The 21,213-nt window shown below is 58.4% G+C and carries 16 protein-coding genes and 1 riboswitch; of the genes, 5 read left to right on the forward strand and 11 right to left on the reverse strand.

Annotated features, from left to right (window positions below):
- The first annotated feature begins 145 nt into the window (after nt 1–145).
- Nucleotides 146–961, forward strand: a complete 816-nt coding sequence (gene djlA / locus OKF39_RS04415; protein ID WP_028015483.1) for a co-chaperone DjlA — start codon at nt 146–148, stop codon at nt 959–961.
- 30 nt (nt 962–991) lie between these two features.
- Here the strand turns inward: djlA and rluA are convergent, their stop codons facing one another.
- The 6 genes from rluA to araB all read right to left on the reverse strand — a co-directional run bounded on the left by rluA (nt 992) and on the right by araB (nt 11,095).
- Complete coding sequence (gene rluA / locus OKF39_RS04420; RefSeq protein ID WP_479983518.1) at nt 992–1,651, reverse strand: bifunctional tRNA pseudouridine(32) synthase/23S rRNA pseudouridine(746) synthase RluA; 660 nt, start codon at nt 1,649–1,651, stop codon at nt 992–994.
- A gap of 12 nt (nt 1,652–1,663) precedes the next feature.
- Nucleotides 1,664–4,570: an RNA polymerase-associated protein RapA gene (rapA, locus tag OKF39_RS04425; RefSeq protein WP_136343949.1), complete on the reverse strand. Its 2,907-nt coding sequence runs from the start codon at nt 4,568–4,570 to the stop codon at nt 1,664–1,666.
- Between the two features lie 128 nt (nt 4,571–4,698).
- Entirely contained in the window at nt 4,699–7,056 is a 2,358-nt protein-coding gene (gene polB / locus OKF39_RS04430; RefSeq protein ID WP_088204581.1) for a DNA polymerase II, read from the reverse strand.
- A 73-nt stretch (nt 7,057–7,129) separates the two neighbouring features.
- The gene (gene araD, locus OKF39_RS04435) at nt 7,130–7,825 is read right to left on the reverse strand and encodes an L-ribulose-5-phosphate 4-epimerase (protein ID WP_047367313.1); all 696 of its coding nucleotides are present in this window, start codon (nt 7,823–7,825) and stop codon (nt 7,130–7,132) included.
- A 47-nt stretch (nt 7,826–7,872) separates the two neighbouring features.
- Nucleotides 7,873–9,375 carry an L-arabinose isomerase gene (gene araA, locus OKF39_RS04440; RefSeq protein ID WP_479983795.1) on the reverse strand — a complete coding sequence of 501 codons (1,503 nt, stop codon included), beginning with the start codon at nt 9,373–9,375 and terminating at the stop codon, nt 7,873–7,875.
- A 10-nt stretch (nt 9,376–9,385) separates the two neighbouring features.
- The gene (gene araB / locus OKF39_RS04445; protein WP_479983519.1) at nt 9,386–11,095 is read right to left on the reverse strand and encodes a ribulokinase; all 1,710 of its coding nucleotides are present in this window, start codon (nt 11,093–11,095) and stop codon (nt 9,386–9,388) included.
- Nucleotides 11,096–11,430: 335 nt separating this feature from the next.
- On the opposite strand from araB, the gene araC reads away from it, so the two are divergent.
- Both araC and OKF39_RS04455 read left to right on the forward strand, forming a co-directional pair.
- Nucleotides 11,431–12,276 (forward strand): arabinose operon transcriptional regulator AraC, encoded by an 846-nt coding sequence (gene araC / locus OKF39_RS04450; RefSeq protein ID WP_028015490.1) that lies wholly within the window; start codon nt 11,431–11,433, stop codon nt 12,274–12,276.
- A gap of 118 nt (nt 12,277–12,394) precedes the next feature.
- The gene (locus OKF39_RS04455) at nt 12,395–13,162 is read left to right on the forward strand and encodes a DedA family protein (protein ID WP_479983520.1); all 768 of its coding nucleotides are present in this window, start codon (nt 12,395–12,397) and stop codon (nt 13,160–13,162) included.
- A 46-nt stretch (nt 13,163–13,208) separates the two neighbouring features.
- Here OKF39_RS04455 and OKF39_RS04460 read toward each other — a convergent pair whose 3' ends face one another.
- From OKF39_RS04460 to sgrR, 5 genes are all read right to left on the reverse strand, one after another.
- Nucleotides 13,209–14,384 carry an IS4 family transposase gene (locus tag OKF39_RS04460; RefSeq protein WP_232929599.1) on the reverse strand — a complete coding sequence of 392 codons (1,176 nt, stop codon included), beginning with the start codon at nt 14,382–14,384 and terminating at the stop codon, nt 13,209–13,211.
- 109 nt (nt 14,385–14,493) lie between these two features.
- A complete protein-coding gene (thiQ, locus tag OKF39_RS04465; RefSeq protein ID WP_479983521.1) occupies nt 14,494–15,195 on the reverse strand; it encodes a thiamine ABC transporter ATP-binding protein ThiQ in 702 nt (233 codons plus the stop codon).
- Nucleotides 15,179–16,789, reverse strand: coding sequence for a thiamine/thiamine pyrophosphate ABC transporter permease ThiP (gene thiP, locus OKF39_RS04470; RefSeq protein ID WP_479983522.1), 1,611 nt, complete (start codon nt 16,787–16,789; stop codon nt 15,179–15,181). The genes thiQ and thiP overlap by 17 nt, the downstream gene beginning before the upstream one ends.
- Nucleotides 16,765–17,748 carry a thiamine ABC transporter substrate binding subunit gene (gene thiB / locus OKF39_RS04475; protein WP_126326304.1) on the reverse strand — a complete coding sequence of 328 codons (984 nt, stop codon included), beginning with the start codon at nt 17,746–17,748 and terminating at the stop codon, nt 16,765–16,767. Before thiB ends, thiP begins: the two co-directional genes overlap by 25 nt.
- 31 nt (nt 17,749–17,779) lie before the next feature.
- A riboswitch (TPP riboswitch) is annotated at nt 17,780–17,880 on the reverse strand.
- A gap of 36 nt (nt 17,881–17,916) precedes the next feature.
- Nucleotides 17,917–19,572 carry an HTH-type transcriptional regulator SgrR gene (sgrR, locus tag OKF39_RS04480; RefSeq protein ID WP_048957875.1) on the reverse strand — a complete coding sequence of 552 codons (1,656 nt, stop codon included), beginning with the start codon at nt 19,570–19,572 and terminating at the stop codon, nt 17,917–17,919.
- 88 nt (nt 19,573–19,660) lie between these two features.
- Between sgrR and sgrT the strand changes: the two genes are divergently transcribed.
- Both sgrT and OKF39_RS04490 read left to right on the forward strand, forming a co-directional pair.
- Nucleotides 19,661–19,813 carry a glucose uptake inhibitor SgrT gene (gene sgrT / locus OKF39_RS04485; RefSeq protein WP_045631150.1) on the forward strand — a complete coding sequence of 51 codons (153 nt, stop codon included), beginning with the start codon at nt 19,661–19,663 and terminating at the stop codon, nt 19,811–19,813.
- 120 nt (nt 19,814–19,933) lie between these two features.
- A complete protein-coding gene (locus OKF39_RS04490; protein ID WP_126345442.1) occupies nt 19,934–21,112 on the forward strand; it encodes a sugar efflux transporter in 1,179 nt (392 codons plus the stop codon).
- The last annotated feature ends 101 nt before the right edge of the window (nt 21,113–21,213 follow it).

Here is a 21,213-nt window from a genome sequence, read left to right on the forward strand (position 1 = left end):
CCGTTTGCGCGCCAGAGTGTTAGGCTCGCTATCGAATGACGAGTATGATAAAGCAAATTATAGGCGATGTCCTTCAATTGACCGTGGCTTGAACACTGTGATGATGACGTTGCGTCGGCAGGGAATATGACTATCCGGGGAGTATATGCAGTATTGGGGTAAAATAATCGGCGTTGCGTTCGCCATCATCATGGGTGCCGGGTTCTGGGGAATTGTGCTTGGGCTTATCATTGGCCATATGTTTGATAAGGCACGCAGCCGCAAAATGGCCTGGTTTGCCAATCAGCGCGAGCGCCAGTCGCTCTTTTTCTCCACCACCTTTGAGGTCATGGGGCACTTAACCAAATCCAAAGGCCGCGTGACCGAAGCGGATATTCAGATTGCCAGCGTTTTTATGGATCGCATGAACCTGCATGGTGAGTCCCGCCTGGCGGCGCAGAATGCGTTTCGCATCGGTAAATCGGATAACTATCCGCTGCGTGAAAAGATGCGCCAGTTCCGCAGCATTTGCTTCGGACGTTTTGATTTAATTCGGATGTTTCTGGAAATCCAAATCCAGGCGGCGTTTGCCGACGGCTCGCTTCACCCCAATGAACGCGATGTCCTGTACGTTATTGCGGAAGAGCTGGGTATCTCCCGTATGCAGTTTGACCAGTTCCTGCGCATGATGCAGGGCGGCGCCCAGTTTGGCGGCGGCTATCACCAGCAGTCTTCCGGCGGTGCATGGCAGCAGGCGCAGCGTGGCCCGACGCTGGAAGATGCCTGCAACGTGCTTGGCGTGAAGCCCACGGACGATCAAACCACGATTAAACGTGCCTACCGTAAGCTGATGAGCGAGCATCATCCTGACAAGCTGGTGGCGAAAGGTTTACCGCCGGAAATGATGGAGATGGCGAAGCAAAAAGCGCAGGAAATCCAGAAGGCGTACGAGCTCATTAAAGAGAAGAAAGGTTTCAAATAAGAAAAAGCCCGACAATGTCGGGCTTTTTTTTCAGAAGTCCACCGGGGCTTTAAACGTCATCGCGTTACCGAAAGTAGGGTGGGTGATGGTGAGCGTCTGCGCATGGAGCTGCAGGCGTGGCGCTAACGCCAGGGCCTCTGGCGGGGCGTAGAAGCGGTCACCCAGAATCGGGTGACCCAGCGCAAGCATATGCACGCGCAGCTGGTGTGAACGTCCGGTAATCGGCTTAAGCAGGACGCGCGCAGTATTATCCGGTGCGTACTCCAGCACTTCATATTCGGTTTGCGCGGCCTTGCCGGTTTCATAACACACCTTCTGCTTTGGCCTGTTCGGCCAGTCGCAAATCAGCGGTAAATCCACCAGCCCTTCCGCCTGCGCCGGGTGGCCCCAGACGCGGGCAACATACTGCTTCTTCGGCTCGCGCTCGCGGAACTGACGCTTCAGCTCGCGCTCCGCCGCTTTATTCAGCGCCATCACAATCACGCCGCTGGTGGCCATGTCCAGGCGATGTACGGACTCGGCCTGCGGATAATCGCGCTGAATGCGCGTCATCACGCTGTCCTTGTGCTCATCCAGACGGCCCGGCACGGACAACAGGCCGCTGGGCTTGTTGACCACCATAATGTGTTCATCCTGATACAGAATGACCAGCCAGGGATCCTGCGGCGGATTATACGGCTCCATCACCATCTTGCGCTCCGTTTACTGATGCGTCACAACGATAAGACGCAGGGCATCGAGACGCCATCCCGCCTGATTCAGGCTTTCCAGCACCTGCTGACGGTTGCTTTCAATTGCCGCCAGTTCGTCGTCGCGGATGTTCGGGTTGACCGCTTTTAACGCTTCCAGACGGGACAGCTCGGCAGACAGTTTCTCGTCGGCTTCATTGCGCGCGGCGTCAATCAGGTCTCGGGCCGCTTTTTCGATCTGGATTTCGCCCTGCTGGAGAATGGCGTGCACGTCCTGCTGGACCGCGTTCACCAGCTTGCTGCCGGTATGGCGGTTCACCGCGCTCAGCTGGCGGTTGAAGCTTTCGAACTCCACCTGTCCTGCCAGGTTCGTACCGTTTTTATCCAGCAGCAAACGCACCGGCGTTGGCGGCAGGAAGCGGTTGAGCTGCAGCTGTTTCGGCGCCTGCGCTTCCACAACATAGATCAGCTCCAGTAGCAGCGTGCCTACGGGCAGCGCCTTGTTTTTCAACAGGGAGATGGTGCTGCTGCCGGTATCACCGGAGAGGATCAGATCCAGCCCGTTGCGGATCAGCGGGTGTTCCCAGGTGATGAACTGAGCATCTTCGCGGGACAGCGCCACGTCACGCTCGAAGGTGATGGTACAGCCATCTTCCGGCAGGCCCGGGAAATCGGGCACCAGCATGTGGTCTGACGGGGTTAACACGATCAGGTTCTCGCCACGATCGTCCTGGTTAATCCCGACAATGTCGAACAGGTTCATGGAAAAGCCGATCAGGCTGGTGTCGTCATCTTGTTCTTCAATGCTCTCGGCAAGCGCCTGCGCTTTTTCGCCACCGTTGGAGTGGATCTCCAGCAGGCGGTCGCGCCCCTGTTCAAGCTGCGCCTTCAGCGCTTCATGTTTCTCGCGGCAGGATTTAATCAGATCGTCAAAACCGTCGGTATTTTCCGGCGCGGCCAGGTAACCGATCAGATCGCCATGCACCTGGTCATAAATGGTGCGGCCCGTTGGGCAGGTATGCTCAAACGCATCCAGACCTTCGTGGAACCAGCGCACCAGTACCGACTGAGCGGTTTTTTCCAGGTACGGCACGTGGATCTGAATATCATGCGCCTGGCCGATACGATCCAGACGGCCGATACGCTGCTCCAGCAGATCCGGGTTGAACGGCAGATCGAACATCACCAGATTGCTGGCGAACTGGAAGTTACGCCCTTCAGAACCGATTTCGGAGCACAGCATCACCTGCGCGCCGCTGTCCTCTTCACTGAACCACGCCGCCGCGCGGTCGCGCTCGACGATGGACATGCCTTCGTGGAACACGGCGGCACGAATGCCTTCGCGCTCGCGCAGAACCTGTTCCAGCTGCAGCGCGGTGGCAGCTTTGGCGCAGATCACCAGCACTTTCTGGGAGCGGTGCGCGGTCAGGTAGCCCATCAGCCACTCCACGCGCGGGTCGAAGTTCCACCAGGTGCCGGTATCGCCTTCAAATTCCTGATAAATCTGTTCCGGATAGAGCATGTCACGCGCGCGCTCTTCCTGAGTTTTGCGCGCGCCCATAATGCCGGAGACTTTAATCGCCGTCTGATACTGCGTCGGCAGCGGGAGCTTGATGGTGTGCAGTTCGCGTTTCGGGAACCCTTTCACGCCGTTACGGGTGTTGCGGAACAGCACGCGGCTGGTGCCGTGACGGTCCATCAGCATGTCGATCAGCTCTTTACGCGCGGATTCCGCGTTGTCGCCGTCGCTGTTCGCGGCCTGCAAAAGCGGCTCGATATCCTGCTCGCCGATCAGATCGCTCAGGGTGTTGAGTTCGTCATTAGAAAGACGCTTGCCCGCCAGCAGCAGGGCGACGGCATCCGCGACCGGACGGTAGTTATTCTGTTCTTCCACAAACTGCTCGAAATCGTGGAAACGGTTTGGATCGAGCAGGCGCAGACGGGCGAAGTGGCTTTCCAGACCCAGCTGTTCCGGCGTAGCGGTCAGCAGCAGGACGCCGGGCACGCGCTCGGCAAGCTGTTCAATCGCCATATATTCGCGGCTTGGGGCATCTTCGCTCCACACCAGGTGGTGCGCTTCGTCGACGACCATCAGGTCCCATTCGGCATCGCACAGATGCTCAAGGCGCTGCTTGCTGCGGCGCACGAAATCCAGCGAGCAGATCACCAGCTGTTCGGTTTCAAACGGGTTGTCCGCGTCGTGCTGCGCTTCGGCATAGCGCTCGTCGTCGAACAGGGAGAAGCGCAGGTTAAAGCGGCGCAGCATCTCCACCAGCCACTGGTGCTGGAGGGTTTCAGGCACGACAATCAGCACGCGCTCGGCAGCGCCAGAGAGCAATTGCTGGTGCAGGATCATGCCTGCTTCGATGGTTTTGCCCAGGCCCACTTCGTCGGCAAGCAGTACGCGGGGCGCATGGCGACGGCCCACGTCATGGGCGATATTCAGTTGGTGGGGGATCAGGCTGGTGCGCTGACCGCGCAGGCCACTCCACGGCATGCGGTACTGTTCGCTCTGGAACTTACGCGCGCGGTAGCGCAGGGAGAAGCGATCCATACGGTCGATTTGCCCGGCAAACAGGCGGTCCTGCGGCTTGCTGAACACCAGTTTGCTGTCGAGCAGTACTTCACGCAGGATGACGTTCGTCTCGTCGGTATCAAGACGCGTTCCGATGTAGGCGAGCAGTCCATTCTCTTCTTTTACGTCTTCAACCTTTAGCTGCCAGCCTTCGTGGCTGGTCACGGTGTCGCCCGGATTGAACATTACGCGGGTCACAGGGGAGTCATTGCGAGCGTACAGGCGGTTTTCACCGGTAGCAGGGAAGAGGAGGGTAACCATGCGCGCATCAACGGCAACGACGGTTCCTAATCCAAGTTCGCTTTCTGTATCGCTGATCCAGCGTTGACCAAGTGTAAAAGGCATAGTTGTTCGGCTCTAATCTTTAATTGCAGGCAATAGTTCGACCCCCGTCAAAAAAGACGGTCATCGAAAAATGGGTCCGGGAATGGAAAGGGCGCTATGGTACTGGATGGCAGCCATTTCGTCACGCGTCAAAATAGGCCAAGTTGCCCTGTCACAAGTGTAGCAAAATCGTCGTCGATGAACGGTAAAATTCCCTCCGCAACCGGCTGAAGCTGGCGGGTCAGGTAGTGATCGTAATCGAGAGGCGACTGCTGGTAATCAACGGGCTCCGGCCCGTTCGTTGTCCAGACGTATTTTATCGTCCCCCGGTTCTGATACTGCGGCGCGCGGCCCCGGCGTACATTCTCTTCGTCCGCCAGGCGCGCGGCGCGCACGTGGGGCGGGACGTTGCGCTGGTACTCCGCCAGCGGGCGGCGCAGGCGCTTGCGATACACCAGCTGGTCATCCAGCTCGCCGGCCATCAGGCTGGCGATGGTTTCGCGGATGTAGTCCTGATAGGGCTCGTTGCGGAAGATCCGCAGATAGAGCGTCTTCTGGAACTGCTGGGCCAGCGGCGTCCAGTCAGTGCGCACCGTCTCCAGCCCCTTAAACACCATTCTCTGCTTTTCACCCTCCTGGATCAGCCCGGCGTAGCGCTTCTTGCTGCCCTGGTCAGTACCGCGGATGGTGGGCATTAAAAAGCGGGCAAAATGGGTTTCAAATTCCAGTTCTAATGCGCTGGTTAACCGCTCTTTTTGCAAATGTTCCTGCCACCAGTCGTTTACGAAGGCCACCAGTTCTTTGCCGATTCGTGAGGCGTCGTCTTCTGAATGTGCGCCCTTAAGCCACACAAAGGTTGAATCCGTGTCGCCGTAGATAACGTCATAGCCCCGGGATTCAATCAGCGCTTTGGTCTGACGCATGATGTCGTGTCCGCGCATGGTGATGGACGACGCCAGACGCGGATCGAAGAAGCGGCAGGCGCTGGTACCCAGCACGCCGTAGAAAGCGTTCATAATAATTTTCAGGGCCTGCGAGAGCGGCTTGTTGCCATGACGTTTCGCCTCGTCGCGGCCGTGCCAGATGTTTCCCACAATCTCCGGCAGACAGTGTTTTTCGCGCGAGAAGCGTGCTCCGAGAAAACCTTCGGTGCTGTGCGCGTCGTCTGGCTGCGCCATCCCCTCCACCAGCCCCACCGGGTCAATAAGGAAAGTGCGGATAATTGACGGGTAGAGGCTTTTGTAGTCCAGCACCAGAACCGAATCATACAGTCCTGGGCGGGAGTCCATCACGTAGCCGCCGGGGCTGGCCTGCGGCGGTACGTCCCCGAGGTTGGGCGCAACATAGCCCGCACGGTGCATTCGTGGGAAATAGAGGTGGCTAAAGGCGGCTACCGAGCCGCCGTGCCTGTCAGCCGCGAGGCCATTTACCGTCGCGCGCTCCAGCAGGAACGGCATGATCTCGGTTTTGTGGAATATCTGCGTCACCAACTCGCAGTCTTTCAGGTTATAGGTGGCGAGCGCCGGTTTGTCTTCGTTGAAGCGCCGGTCAATCTCGTCCATGCGGTCCCACGGATTGTCGATGGATTTGCCTTCACCGAGCAATTCCTGCGCTACCGCTTCCAGAGAGAAGGAGGAGAAATTCCAGAACGCGGATTTCAGCGCCTCGATGCCGTCGATAATCAGGCGGCCGTTGGCCTGCGCAAAGAACACGCCGTTCTTAAAGCCGTGCTCACGCCACTCCAGCTCCGTATTTCCGCGCCCGAGCATCAGTGGGATGCGATACCGCTCTGCGTGTTTTTGCAGTACGCGCAGGTCAAACTGCACCACGTTCCAGCCGATCAGCACGTCCGGGTCGTGCTCGGCAAACCACTGGTTAAGCTTCTCCAGCAGCTGCGGTCGGCTGTTGACGTACTCAAGCTGAAAATCGAGCGCGGACGCATCGCCGTTCGGCGGTCCGAGCATATAGACAACCCGCTGCCCGCAGCCTTCCAGGCCGATGCAGTACAGTTCGCCGTGGCGGGTGGTTTCGATATCCAGGGAAACCCACTTTAGCGGGGGGCGATAATGCGGATTAGGCTTCAGGCGAGCGTTGATAAGGGTGCCGTTTTGCTCAGCGCCGTCAACCCAGACGGGGGCGGTAATAAACCGCTCCATCAGAAAGCGTTCCGGCGGACGAATGTCCGCTTCGTAGAGCGTCACGCCCGCTTCGCGCAGCAGTTTTTCGTAGCGCATCAGCTGGCGGTGGGCGCGGCAGTAAAGGCCATACACCGGCTGACGATGGAAATCTTTTAGCTCAAGAGGCGTGAGGCGCCAGCCGTTCTCATCGCGCAGCAGTTGTTTTACCTTCTCGACGTAATGTTCAGGGATAAACGCCACGGATTCCTGAGGAGGAAGCGTAACGTGCAGCGGGCCGTTATCTGTCGCCAGCCAGAACGCAACCTCGGTGCCCTGAGGGGTATCCCGCCAGTGTCGGGTCAGTAAAAAGCCTTCTTGCGCCTGTGCCACGCCGTTATCCCAAAAACAAAACCAGGCCTGATTATAGCCTGGTTGAATGTTTTATGCTGGGGATATATACAGTTTATTGTCCGTAATAGGCCTTCGCGCCGTGCTTGCGCAGGTAGTGTTTATCCAGCAGGGTTTGCTGCATATCCGGCAACTGCGGTGCCAGCTGGCGGCAGAAGATCCCCATGTAGGCGATTTCCTCCAGCACTATTGCGTTATGCACCGCGTCTTGCGCGTTTTTACCCCAGGCAAACGGGCCGTGGGAATGCACCAGTACGCCGGGCATTTGCGCCGCGTCGATCCCCTGTTTTTCAAAGGTTTCGACGATCACGTTCCCGGTTTCCCATTCGTACTCACCGTTAATCTCCGCATCGGTCATCAGACGCGTGCAGGGAATGGTGCCGTAAAAGTAGTCCGCGTGGGTGGTGCCGGTGGCCGGAATGGACTGGCCCGCCTGCGCCCAGATGGTCGCGTGACGCGAGTGGGTATGCACGATGCCGCCGATAGTCGGGAAGGACTGATACAGCAGACGGTGGGTGGGCGTATCGGATGACGGTTTTTTGTTACCTTCCACCACTTCACCCGTTTCGATGCTGACCACGACCATATCCTCTGCGGTCATCACCGTGTAATCCACGCCCGAAGGCTTGATCACGAATACCCCTTTATCCCGGTCAACGGCGCTGACGTTGCCCCAGGTCAGGGTCACCAGGTTATGTTTTGGCAGCGCCAGGTTGGCTTCAAGTACCTGACGTTTGAGATCTTCTAACATCGTTGTCTCCCTGCCCGGCGAGCGCAGCGCCACCGGGCATTACGTACTTAGCGTTTTGAACCGTAATAGACTTCGTTCCAGCGCAGCGCGTCTTTAAAGGCTGGCAGACGGGTGTCGTTATCAATCACGGTCAGCTCGATATCGTGCAGCTCGGCAAACTGGCGCATATCGTTCAGGTCCAGCGCGTGGCTGAAGACGGTGTGGTGCGCGCCACCCGCCAGGATCCACGCCTCTGACGCGGTTGGCAGGTCCGGCTGCGCTTTCCACAGGGCATTGGCGACCGGCAGCTTCGGCAGAGAGTGCGGGGTTTCAACCGCATCGACGCAGTTCACCAGCAGGCGGAAGCGGTCGCCGAGGTCGATCAGGCTGGCGTTGATGGCCGGACCGGTACGGGTGTTGAAAATCAGACGGGCCGGATCCGCTTTGCCGCCGATGCCGAGGTACTGCACGTCAAGGATCGGTTTCTCTTCAACCGCGATGGAGGGACACACTTCCAGCATGTGCGAACCGAGCACCAGATCGTTGCCGTTCTCGAAGTGGTAGGTGTAGTCCTCCATAAAGGAGGTGCCGCCCTGCAGACCGGTCGACATCACCTTCATGATGCGAAGCAGAGCGGCAGTTTTCCAGTCGCCTTCACCCGCAAAGCCGTAGCCCTGCTGCATCAGACGTTGTACGGCCAGACCCGGCAGCTGTTTAAGGCCGTGCAGGTCTTCAAATGTAGTGGTAAAGGCGTGGAAGCCGCCCTGTTCCAGAAAACGCTTCATGCCCAGCTCAATGCGTGCGGCATCCAGCACGTTCTGGCGCTTGTCGCCGTTGATTTGCGCCGCAGGCGTCAGGCGGTAGCTGCTTTCGTACTCGTCCACCAGCGCGCTCACGTCGCTGTCGCTGATGTCATTCACCACCTGCACCAGGTCGCCCACCGCCCAGGTATTCACGGAGAAGCCGAACTTGATCTGCGCCGCGACTTTATCGCCGTCGGTCACCGCCACTTCACGCATGTTGTCGCCGAAACGCACCACTTTCAGGTGACGGGTATCCTGCTTAGAGACCGCCTGACGCATCCAGGAGCCGATACGCTGTTGCGCCTTGCCGTCCTGCCAGTGGCCGGTGACCACAGCGTGCTGCTGGCGCATGCGCGCGCCGATGAAGCCGAACTCGCGGCCGCCGTGCGCGGTCTGGTTCAGGTTCATGAAGTCCATGTCGATGCTGTCCCACGGCAGGGAGGCATTGAACTGAGTGTGGAACTGCAGCAGCGGTTTGTTGAGGATTGCCAGGCCGTTGATCCACATTTTGGCCGGTGAGAAAGTGTGCAGCCACACGACCAGGCCGGCGCATTTGTCGTCGTAGTTGGCGTCACGGCAGATATTGGTGATTTCGTCCGGCGTCGTACCCAGCGGCTTCAGCACCAGTTTGCATGGCAGTTTGGCTTCCGCGTTCAGCGCGTTAACCACGTGCTCCGCGTGTTTCGTTACCTGCTGCAGCGCTTCCGGTCCGTACAGATGCTGGCTGCCAATCACAAACCACACTTCATAATTATTAAAAATGGTCATCATCGTGTCCTTAATGGGTCAGGGTTGCCGTAGTGTCCGCGGTGCTTTTGGCCGGGGCGGCGACAGGGAGATAGTGAAGCTCGGCGCTTTTTGCCCATTGCTGGTAGCGCTGATAAAGCTGTTCAAAGCGTTGTGCCTGCTGGACACGCGGCTGGAGCGTGTTTTCGACGGCGCTTGCCATGTGCTGCTGCGCGGTCGGGATATCCGCATGAACGCCTGCGGCCACGGCAGCGAAAATCGCGGCGCCCAGCGCGCAGCACTGATCGGAGGCCACAATCTGCAGCGGACGGTTCAGCACGTCGCAGCAGGCCTGCATAATCACCGGGTTTTTACGGGCGATACCGCCCAGCGCCATCACGTTGTTCACGTCGATGCCCTGTTCGGTGAAGCACTCCATAATGGCGCGCGCGCCGAACGCGGTGGCGGCAATAAGACCGCCGAACAGCGCCGGGGCATCGGTCGCCAGGTTGAGATCGGTAATCACCCCTTTCAGGCGCTGGTTGGCAAACGGCGTGCGGCGACCGTTAAACCAGTCCAGCACCACCGGCAGGTGGTCGAGAGACGGATTTTTTGCCCAGGCTTCGGTGAGCTGCGGCAGGAGCTGTTTTTTGCTCGCGGTAATCTGCGTTTTCAGCTCAGGATGCGCGGCAGCCAGCTGATCCAGCGGCCAGCCGAGCACCCGGCCAAACCAGGCGTAGATATCGCCAAACGCGGACTGACCGGCTTCGAGGCCGATAAAATCTGGCACCACGCTGCCGTCAACCTGGCCGCAGATCCCTTTCACCGCGCGGTCGCCGACGCTGGCTTTATCTGCCGTCAGAATGTCGCAGGTGGAGGTGCCGATTACTTTCACCAGCGTGTTAGGCTGCGCACCCGCGCCCACGGCACCCATGTGGCAGTCGAACGCGCCGCCGGAAATGGTCACGTTTTGCGGCAGGCCGAGACGCGTCGCCCACTCTTCGCAGAGCGTGCCGACCGGAATATCGGCGGTGAAGGTGTCGGTAAAGAGCGGGTATTTCAGATTTTTGTTGATGATCGGGTCAAGTTCATCGAAGAACGCTGCCGGAGGAAGACCGCCCCAGCCTTCATGCCACAGGGATTTATGCCCGGCGCTGCAGCGGCCGCGGCGGATATCCTGCGGGCGAGTGGTGCCGGAGAGCAGGGCGGGAACCCAGTCGCACAGCTCAATCCATGATGCCGCGGCCTGGGCGACCGAAGCGTCCGCGCGGGTAACGTGCAGGATTTTGGCCCAGAACCATTCGCTGGAGTAGATGCCGCCGATGTAGCGCGAGTAGTCGGTTTTGCCCGGCTGATGGCATAAGCGGGTGATGGCTTCCGCCTCTTCCACGGCGGTATGGTCTTTCCAAAGCACGAACATGGCGTTCGGGTTGTCGGCAAACTCCGGGCGCAGCGCCAGCACGCGGCCTTCAGCGTCCATCGGAGCTGGCGTTGAACCGGTGCTGTCGACGCCAATCCCCACGACGTCGGCCCGCTGGGCGTCAGTCAGTTCAGCCAGCACGGTTTTGATCGCCGCTTCCATCGATTCAATGTAATCGCGCGGGTGGTGACGGAACTGGTTGTTTGGCGCGTCGCAGTAGCGCCCCTCTTGCCAGCGCGGATACCACTCAACGCTGGTTGCTATCTCCTGGCCAGTCGTACAGTCCACTGCCAGCGCGCGAACCGAGTCGCTGCCAAAATCGAGGCCAATTGCAATTGCCATGGTGTTGCTCCATCCGAAACAGGTATGGAAGAACATTAGAGACTGGGGACAAAAATCGTCAGGCAGGATCCGCTAATCTTATGGACTAAATTGCTGTTACGACGGAAAGTGTGACGCCGTGCAAATATTCAATGTGGACATTTCTGCCGCACTTATAGACACTTTTGTTACTGCTTCTCTGCCCGTGCCGGCAGAAAAATCAGGGGAAAAGGCTGAAACATGGCGGACGTAAAAGAGGCGTGATGCTTTTTGGATCTTTTCGCAGGCCATTTTTATACTGCTTTTATCGATATGGACAAATGGTTTCCTTCAGGACCCTTGGGAGAACTGAATCTATGGCCGAACCGCAAAACGATCCCCTGCTGCCGGGATACTCATTTAACGCCCATCTGGTGGCGGGGCTGACGCCAATTGAGGCCGAGGGGTATCTCGATTTTTACGTCGACCGGCCGCTCGGCATGAAAGGGTATATTCTGAACCTGACCGTACGCGGGGAAGGGGTGATAAAAAACGGCGATCGGCAGTTTGTTTGCCGACCGGGCGATATGCTGCTGTTCCCGCCGGGGGAGATCCACCACTACGGGCGTCACCCGGACGCCAAAGAGTGGTATCACCAGTGGGTCTATTTCCGTCCGCGCGCCTACTGGCAGGAGTGGCTCTCATGGCCGGCTATTTTCGCGCAAACGGGTTTTTATCGTCCGGATGAGGCGCATCTGGCGCAGTTTCGTGAACTGTTCGCACAAATTATTGAGGCGGGGCAGGCGGGCGGGCGCTATGCCGAACTGCTGGCGATCAACCTGCTTGAGCAGGTGCTGCTGCGCCGCATGGAGGCGATCAACGAGTCGCTTAACCCGCCGCTGGATAACCGCGTCCGCGACGCCTGCCAGTACATCAGCGACCATCTGGCCGACAGCCAGTTTGATATCGCCAGCGTTGCCCAGCACGTCTGTCTTTCGCCGTCCCGCCTGTCACACCTGTTCCGCCAGCAGCTTGGCGTGAGCGTGCTGAGCTGGCGTGAGGATCAGCGCATCAGCCAGGCAAAGCTGTTGCTCAGCACCACCCGGATGCCTATCGCGACCGTCGGACGCAACGTGGGCTTTGAAGATCAGCTCTATTTCTCTCGCGTGTTTAAGAAGTGCACCGGCGCCAGTCCCAGTGAATTCCGCGCGGGATGTGAATAAACGGTAAACATTCAGGTGAACTTCAGGAGCATCCTGTAAACTATTCAGACAATTGATGCCTTGACGCGGTGCGGGGCGCTAAGCAGAATCGCTGATTCGTTTTCTGACCGGAATAGTTATGCAGGCATTGCTGGAACACTTTATTACCCAGTCCGTTATGTACTCGCTCATCGCCGTGGCGCTGGTGGCGTTTCTGGAATCGCTGGCGCTGGTTGGGCTGATCCTGCCCGGCACCGTGATGATGGCGGGGCTTGGGGCGCTTATTGGCAGCGGTGAGGTCAATTTCTGGCAGGCGTGGCTGGCCGGGATTATCGGCTGCCTGCTGGGGGACTGGATCTCCTTCTGGCTGGGCTGGCGCTTTAAGAAGCCGCTGCACCGCTGGTCGTTCATGAAAAAGAACAAAGCGCTGCTGGATAAAACCGAACATGCGCTGCACCAGCACAGCATGTTCACCATTCTGGTAGGCCGCTTTGTCGGGCCAACGCGTCCGCTGGTGCCGATGGTGGCGGGGATGCTGGATCTGCCCGTCGCAAAATTCGTGGTGCCGAACATTATCGGCTGCGTATTCTGGCCGCCGTTTTACTTCCTGCCGGGGATCCTCGCGGGTGCGGCCATTGATATCCCTGACGGTATGCAAAGCGGTGAGTTCAAGTGGCTGCTGCTGGGAACGGCGGTGCTGCTGTGGCTGGCGGTCTGGCTCTGCTGGCGGCTATGGCGCAGCGCGAAAGCCAGTGTCAATCGCCTGACGCACTATCTCCCGCGCACGCGCCTGCTCTGGCTGGCCCCGCTGACGCTGGGCGTGGCGGTGGTGGCGCTGGTCGCGCTGATTCGTCACCCGCTGATGCCGGTGTACGGCGAGATCCTGCTGAAGGTGGTGAGCCGTTAAGGTGTTTTCCCTCTCCCCGTGGGCTGAGGGATCCCCAGTAATATGGTCATGCCTCCATGACCATATTACTGTACTCTTTTCCCAGCTTTTTCATCTCGTTACCTATATTCAGCCGCCTCACTTTTCCAGGTTCATGCCGGAGCACTTCTTCTGCCAGACTCAGGTAAGACAGCACCCGCCTGTGCCTGATACTGCTTGCCTGATAATGCCAGTGTAAACACTGCCTTTCTGCCCTGTAACCTGCCAGCCACATCACCAGACTTGCCATCGCCGCGACCATATTCAGCACTTCCAGTCGCCCTTTTCCCTGGCTCCGGCTCAGCCTCAGACCGAACCCGAAGCGTGGGCTTTTGTCGTCCCGGAAGTTTTGTTCTATCTGCATTCGTCGGCTGTACAGGGCCATTATCTGGTGCGGTTCCAGCCCTTCTGCATTACTGAACAGCAGCCAGGGCTCCCGCGCACTGCTGCGGTGTTCCCGCTGTGTTTTTGGCATGCCTCCCTTTCCGCGACGCCCTGCCTCCGGGCGTTTGTGCAGATAAAACCGGCCGTAACAGGGGATACGGTGTTTACGGGACAGGACACCGTAACCCACGCAGACCGGTTGCCCGGTAGCCTCAAGCTCGCTGATTTTCATCCACTTTTTATCTCCGTCCAGCCGGAAGCTGATACAGCCCCTGACTCTGCCAGTGAAGCTCCAGCCCAGCTGACTTACATGCCGGAACCAGTCTGTCCGAAAGCCGGCATCCGTAAGGATGGTAATGGCTTTATCTTTCGGGATGGCAGCATGCAGGCGGTCAAGGAAGCGGCACTGGACATCACTGTTCTGCGCCAGCTCTGCGGGGACAACCTCACTCATAAGCGGAAGTGAACGACCATTACAGACCAGGCTTGCCCGCAGAAGATGCCAGTTCCTGTCATGCCAGCCGGTCCAGTCGACAGCGATAACGCAGAAGGGCATCAGGGAGGTGATGGTATGTGTGAGCAGGTGCTGAATGCGGGGAATATCACGGTGAAGGGCGGCATTACCCAGGGCACGGTCAACACGTTTAATTTTATTTTTGACGTGCGCCCTGCCGGGAAGGGTTCGCCCCAGGCTGGTCAGGGTCAGGGATGCGCCGTGGGTGAGCGCGACGGCCATGGAAACAAGGACATTAACCCGGAAGCTGTGAATGTCAGATAAAGACGCGGAGAAAAATTTCTGGCAGACTGTCTGTAAAGGCACGATGAGGTCTCTTCTGATTTGTTAGCGCAACCAGTAGATCACACTTCATCGTGCTTTTCATTTTTCTGGGGAACCCTCAGCCCCGTGGGAGAGGGCCAGGGTGAGGGCGTCAGACCGCACGAATGCCTAACAATGAAGACGCCTCCGCGTTACCACTCAGAAGTTCTTCTGTTTCTCCATCCCACAAAATCCGTCCCTCCGCGATCACTACCGATCGCGGCGCAATGCGTGCGGCATCTTCAATGCTGTGCGAAACCATCAGCATCGTGATCTGCTGGCGCTGGCAAACCTCTTCCACCAGCGAGAGCATGTCCTGGCGCAGGGCCGGGTCGAGTGCCGAGAAGGGTTCGTCGAGCAGCAGCAGTGGCTGTTCGCGCACCAGACAACGTGCCAGCGCCACGCGCTGACGCTGGCCGCCGGAAAGCTCACCGGGCAGTCTTGAAATCAACGCGGACAGGCCCATTTGTTCGGCAATCGCCTCCAGCTTCTGACGCTGCGCAGCATTGAGTTTTAACCCCGGATCGATTCCCAGCGCGATGTTCTGCCACACCGTAAGGTGATTAAACAGATTGTTTTCCTGAAACAGCATCGACACCGGGCGCTTAGACGGCGGAGCGTAGGTATACTCGCCATTATCAATGACTATCGACCCGCTGACAGGCTGCAAAAAACCGGCAATCAAATTGAGCAGGGTACTTTTACCGGCCCCGCTTGGGCCAAGCACCGCAATTCGCTCTCCCTGACGAACAGAGAGGGTAAAACGCATCGGCAGATGCTGGTAAAGCCAGGTTACATCAGTCAGTTTTAACATCACGCCCCGGGAGTTTTTCGATAACGGTAAATAACGCAAAGCACAGCACCAGCAGTAAAAGTGCCGTGACCGCGCCGTCCTGGCTGCGATAGGAGCCAATTTGCTGATAAAGCCAGAAAGGCAGCGTGCGGAAATCCTCGTTGCCAAAGAGGGCCACCACGCCAAAATCCCCAATCGACAGCACGCAGGCGAAGGCCATCGCCTGGGCGAGCGGCCGCTTCAGGGCACGTAGTTCGACCACTTTCAGCCGCCGCCAGCCCATAATGCCAAGGGACTGGCACAGGGCGCTGTACCGGCTGTTAATATCCCGCATCGGGTTTTCCAGCACCTTCAGCGCGTACGGTATGGCCATTAAGGCGTTGGTAAAAATGACGATGCCGTCGGCGCTTTCCGGCAGGCCGATGGTGCTGTTAAACAGTAAAAAGAAGCCGGTCGCCAGCACAATGCCCGGCATCGCCAGGATCAGCATGCCCGTCAGTTCCAGCGCGTGTCCGGCTTTACGGGCATGTCGCGCGTACAGCTCGCGGCTGCTCCAGAGCAGCATCATGGTGAGCGTCACGCAGATTAGCCCGGCTGCCAGCGCGATACGCAATGAGGTCCATGTGGCTTGCCACAGGACCGGCTGTTGAAGTACCGATACCACATTCCTGTTGAGGCCATCGGCGATCACGGCCAGCAGCGGCGGCAGCAGAAGCAGGAGCGCCAGCGCGATCAGCATCACGTCCGAGATGCGGCTGTGCAGGCTGTCCTGCGGATCGCGCCAGCCAGAAAGATTATTGCTTCCTGCGGGGATCGCTTTGCTCAGCCGCTGGCTGAGTAACACCAGCGCCAGGCAGCACACCATCTGTACGATCGCCAGCAACGCGGCGCGGCCCGGATCGTAGTCGTAGCTTAATGCCTGATAGATCGCCAGCTCAATGGTGGTGGCCTGCGGGCCGCCGCCGAGAGAAAGCACGGTCGCAAAGCTGGCGAAACAGAGCATAAAGATCAGCGCGGCCACCGGGGCAATCTGGCGTCGCAGCCACGGCCATTCGACAAAGCGGAAGAATGACCATCCGCGCATGCCGAGCTGGGCCGCAATCTGGCGCTGCTCGCCGGGTATGTTCTCCAGCGCCTGCAAAAAGAGGCGCGTCGCCATCGGCATATTGAAGAAAATGTGTGCCAGCAGGATGCCCTTCAGCCCGTAGGGAGAGAAGGTCCATTCCAGGCCTAAAGACGCGAAGAGCGAGGCCAGCCAGCCCTGGCGACCGTATACGCTCAGAATGCCAAAAACGGCCACCAGCACGGGCAGGATCAGCGTCATGGCGCACAGGCGCAGCAGGGCCAGCCTGCCGGGGAAACGTCTGCGATAGAGGGCACGCGCAAGAAAAATGGCCGGGATGACTGACAGCAGCGCGGAGAGAAACGCCTGCCAGAAGGAGAAACGGATAACGTGCCAGAGATAGCTATCGTGCCAGAGCGCGGGCAGATCGCTCTCTGGCGCGTTAAACCACAGCGCCAGGAACGCTCCCAGACTGACGACCACCATCAGTATGGCGGCAATCAGTCCGGGAACTAACCAGCCGGGGATCAGCGGCTGACGGCGCGTTGCCATTCGCTTATCCATGCGGCGCGCTGCGCGGCAACCTGCTGCGGCGTAAATTCCAGCGCGGTCTGCGGTTTGTTCAGCTGCTCAAAGCCTGCCGGCAGCGTCGCGTCGGTAACCGGGTACATCCAGTTGCCCGTCGGAATGGCGTTCTGGAATGCCGGGGAGACCATAAATTTCAGGAACTTCTCGGCCAGTTCCGGCTGTTTGCTGGCGGCGGTGCGGGCAGCCACTTCAACCTGCAGGTAGTGACCTTCAGCGAAATTCGCAGCCGCGTAGTTGTCTTTCTTCTCGGCAATAATATGATATGCCGGAGAGGTGGTGTAGCTCAGCACCAGATCGCTTTCGCCTTTCAGGAACAGGCCATAGGCTTCGCTCCAGCCTTTAGTGACCGTAACGGTTTTCGCAGCCAGCTTCTGCCACGCCTCCGGCGTTTTGTCGCCGTAGACTTTCTGCATCCACAGCAGCAGCCCCAGGCCCGGCGTGCTGGTGCGCGGATCTTCATAAATCACGCGCCATTTCTGGTCGCTTTCGACCAGCTCTTTCAGGCTCTTCGGCGGGTTCTTCAGCTTGTTTTTATCGTAGACGAACGCAAAGTAGCCGTAATCGAAGGGAACGAAGGTGTCGTTTTTCCAGCCGCCCGGCACGTTGACGGCATCTGCCGCTACGCCGCTTTTGGCAAACAGTCTGGTTTGCGTGGCGGCTTCCAGCAGGTTGTTATCCAGCCCGAGCACCACGTCGGCCTTGCTGTTTTTCCCTTCCATGCGCAGGCGGTTAAGCAGCGACACGCCATCTTCCAGCGCCACGAACTTCAGCTCGCAGTTGCAGTCGGCTTCAAAGGCTTTTTTAACCACCGGGCCGGGGCCCCAGTCGGCGGAGAAGGAGTCGTAGGTATAGACCGTCAGAACAGGCTTAGCAAAAACAGGCAGCGCAACCAGCGCCAGCAGAGGAAGAACGTTTTTTAACACTTTGCACCTCAGGGTTGAGTGGCAAAGGATTTTGAGAAACAGCCTCAAATCCCTTCGCCGGCGTTATCCGGATCAGGTTCGACGGGTATTATCTCAGCGCACATCTGTGATGCAGCACCCCGTTGAGAACGGCGCTATTGTAATGATTTGGTGAATATTACGAAAGCGTTATGGCTCCGGCGGCGCAAACCAGGCGGATTTAAAATCAAACCAGCCCAGGGTGTTCATCCGCAGGCCGCGCATGCTGCGCTGTCCCTGGATCAGCAGCCAGTGGTGGATCAACGGTACGATCGTCTGCCCGGCCAGGAGCTCCTGGCACCACGCGGCCAGATCCATCTCTCCTGCCCGCCACTTCGCGGCGTCCTGCTGCCAGTCCCGGCTGATGCAGTGCTGAATGAGAGGCACTTCATACAGGTGTGAAAAGAGCGAGAAATCCAGCGGCAGCGTAAAGTTGGCGCTGTTGAGCCAGATATCGCTGACGACATCCCCCCGGTGCCATTCATCATAATCGACTTCCTGTATCGCCAGCGTCACGCCTTCGGCCGCGAGCAGCTTGCTCATGATCCTCGCGATAAACCGGTGCTCAATGTGATCGCGATAGTAGCTGAGGGTGATGGTCTCCAGCCCGGCGGGTTTTTCACTGCGCACCGGCTGAGCATGGTGCCAGCGCGGAAGCAGGCCATAGGCCGGAAACCACCAGGTCTGGTATTGCTCTTCAGCGTGATAAATCAGGTTAGCCGGGGCCAGAATATGGCTGATCCACTTGCGGACATCGTGGTTTGCTCCGCGGTGGCTGCGGCTGTCAAAAAGAAGATAGTAGCAGCCCTCCTCCAGGCGACTCTCGAACGCCTTTTCGCTGGTTGTGGGCCCCTCAAGGGTGAGGCCTGCGCTCAGTTCTTCGTTGAGGTCCGGTAACACCCAGACGTTCACTTCGTCGATCAGCGCCCGATAGCCAAAATAGTCATCAAAGGCGCGGATCTTCAGCTGATTGCTGTTATTGCGCGTAACGGAGTAGGGGCCTGTACCGATCGGCTGGCTGGAAAAATTGTTCAGGGATCGCCACTCGGCAGGCAGGATCATCGAGGGCACGTAGCCCAGAAGCCACGGCAGCCAGTTGTCTGGCTGGGACAGCTCAATATCCAGCGTCCAGGCCGTTGGGGAGTGGATCCGCGTGATATGCGAATAGAGCGGCAGCGTGCGGGCGCGCTCTAAAGAGGCGATGACGTCACGCATCTCCAGCTCGCGTCCATGGTGGAAGTGAATGCCCGGGCGTAAAAAGAAACGCCAGTGCAGGGGGGAAAGCTGCTGCCAGTGGTGCGCGATATCCGCTTCCAGTTCCCCGTTTTCCTCATTTATTTTCGTCAGACCGCTGAATATCTGCCGGGCCATGTGGGTTTCAGAACGTCGCAATGCCGTACCGGGCAACAGATTTTTCATCGGACGATAGTAAAGCACCCGCAGAATGTGGCGTCCCTGGCGAAAGCTGCGTCCCAGGTGTGAGACCAGCATCTGGCGCACGGCGGCTTTGTCGCCCACCAGCTGTACCAGCTGATCGATACGGTCCTGCTCCAGCAGATCCTCCGCCCGCTGCTGCTGCAGCGCCAGGCCGGTATACAGGAAGGTCAAGCGTGAGCGCTTGCCGCGTCCCGCCTCGGCCTCCCAGCTTAGCCAGCCCTGCTGCTGCATAGTGTTGAGTAACGTGCGCATATGGCGGCGAGAGCAGTTGAGGAGTTCTGCCAGCTCGTTAAGCGTGGTCTCCTGCGATTGTCCCTCGCAGCACTGCCACAGGCGGATGAATTGTTGTTGCAGTCGACCGGAGGGCATAAAAGAGGAACTCCTGACAAAAAATCAGCAATTTATTAATCCCTATATTAAGCCAATAATGCTTCCCGATGAAGTGAGGAGGTAAATTATGAAGAGGTCTACCGCACGTCAGTTTTATCAGCAGTACTTTTCAGCGACAAAGGGAGTGTCCTGGCTGGCCCGCCAGTGTGCAGAGCAACGGCTGAGAATCCTGGAAGATCTGATGCAGTGGGACGTTACGAAACCGACCTCTTCTCGCTAACTCGCCTCGATCATGTGTGACTGAGTATTGGTGTTTATCACCCGCCAGCAAAATGTTTTTGCTGGCTTTTTTCGTTTATTCTTTCACCCAATTTCGATTCGCTTTCACAAGGACTTGCGCATGCTGTGGTTGATGACGATGGGGCGCCGCCTGAATGGCGTGTACGCTGCTTTTATGCTGGTGGCCTTCATGATGGGCGTGGCCGGTGCGCTACAGGCACCGACGCTGAGCCTGTTTCTCAGCCGCGAGGTGGGGGCGCAGCCGTTTTGGGTGGGCCTGTTTTATACCGTTAACGCGATTGCCGGGATCCTCGTTAGCCTGGGGCTGGCGAAACGATCCGACAGCCAGGGCGATCGCCGCAGGCTGATCCTCTTTTGCTGCGCCATGGCCGTGGGCAACGCGCTGCTTTTTGCCTTTAACCGTCATTACCTGACGCTCATCACCTGCGGCGTGCTGCTGGCCTCTCTGGCGAACACCGCCATGCCGCAGCTGTTCGCGCTGGCCCGTGAATACGCCGACAGCTCGGCGCGAGAGGTAGTGATGTTCAGCTCGGTGATGCGCGCACAGCTCTCGCTGGCGTGGGTCATCGGCCCGCCGCTGGCCTTCATGCTGGCGCTGAACTATGGCTTTACGGTCATGTTTTCTATCGCGGCAGGCATTTTTATTATCAGTCTGGCTCTGATTGCCTTTGCGCTGCCGTCTGTCGCCCGGGTTGAGCAGACGACGGATAAGCCCATCACTCAGGTGAGCGGCTGGCAGGATAAAAACGTGCGGATGCTGTTTATCGCCTCCACGCTGATGTGGACCTGCAACACCATGTACATTATTGATATGCCGCTGTGGATCAGCAGCGATCTAGACCTACCGGACAAGCTTGCGGGGATCTTAATGGGGACCGCCGCCGGGCTGGAAATTCCGGCGATGATTCTGGCGGGGTATTACGTTAAGCGCTTCGGAAAGCGTCGGATGATGATCGTTGCCGTGGCGGCTGGGGTGCTGTTCTACGCGGGGCTGCTCCTTTTCCATTCGCGTGAAGCGTTGCTGGCGCTGCAGCTGTTTAATGCCGTGTTCATTGGCATCGTTGCCGGGATCGGCATGCTCTGGTTCCAGGATCTCATGCCCGGCCGCGCCGGCTCTGCGACTACGCTTTTTACCAACAGTATTTCGACGGGCGTTATTCTGGCGGGAGTGATTCAGGGCGCGCTGGCGCAAAGTTATGGTCATGCCTCGGTTTACTGGATGATTGCGGCGATTTCGGTGGTAACGCTTGGGCTGACCTGCCGGGTCAAGGATGTTTGATTCTGGAAGGCGGCTTCACGAAATGAAACGATTTTCTGACAGATACAGAGAAGGCGCATAGAGTGCGTGACGGGTGCTTGAGGCTGTTTGCCTCAGGCTTT

The sequence above is a fragment of the Enterobacter cloacae complex sp. HYC042_NIDB genome, from assembly GCF_056673315.1.

Excerpts from the sequence above, each read along its gene's own strand:
- OKF39_RS04455 (WP_479983520.1), top strand. The coding sequence starts at position 12,395 with ATGCAGGCATTGCTGGAACACTTTATTACCCAGTCCGTTATGTACTCG.
- araB (WP_479983519.1), bottom strand. The coding sequence starts at position 11,095 with ATGGCAATTGCAATTGGCCTCGATTTTGGCAGCGACTCGGTTCGCGCG.
- araA (WP_479983795.1), bottom strand. The coding sequence starts at position 9,375 with ATGACCATTTTTAATAATTATGAAGTGTGGTTTGTGATTGGCAGCCAG.
- thiQ (WP_479983521.1), bottom strand. The coding sequence starts at position 15,195 with ATGTTAAAACTGACTGATGTAACCTGGCTTTACCAGCATCTGCCGATG.
- araD (WP_047367313.1), bottom strand. The coding sequence starts at position 7,825 with ATGTTAGAAGATCTCAAACGTCAGGTACTTGAAGCCAACCTGGCGCTG.
- araC (WP_028015490.1), top strand. The coding sequence starts at position 11,431 with ATGGCCGAACCGCAAAACGATCCCCTGCTGCCGGGATACTCATTTAAC.
- rluA (WP_479983518.1), bottom strand. The coding sequence starts at position 1,651 with ATGGTGATGGAGCCGTATAATCCGCCGCAGGATCCCTGGCTGGTCATT.
- sgrT (WP_045631150.1), top strand. The coding sequence starts at position 19,661 with ATGAAGAGGTCTACCGCACGTCAGTTTTATCAGCAGTACTTTTCAGCG.
- OKF39_RS04490 (WP_126345442.1), top strand. The coding sequence starts at position 19,934 with ATGCTGTGGTTGATGACGATGGGGCGCCGCCTGAATGGCGTGTACGCT.
- thiP (WP_479983522.1), bottom strand. The coding sequence starts at position 16,789 with ATGGCAACGCGCCGTCAGCCGCTGATCCCCGGCTGGTTAGTTCCCGGA.
- sgrR (WP_048957875.1), bottom strand. The coding sequence starts at position 19,572 with ATGCCCTCCGGTCGACTGCAACAACAATTCATCCGCCTGTGGCAGTGC.
- djlA (WP_028015483.1), top strand. The coding sequence starts at position 146 with ATGCAGTATTGGGGTAAAATAATCGGCGTTGCGTTCGCCATCATCATG.
- rapA (WP_136343949.1), bottom strand. The coding sequence starts at position 4,570 with ATGCCTTTTACACTTGGTCAACGCTGGATCAGCGATACAGAAAGCGAA.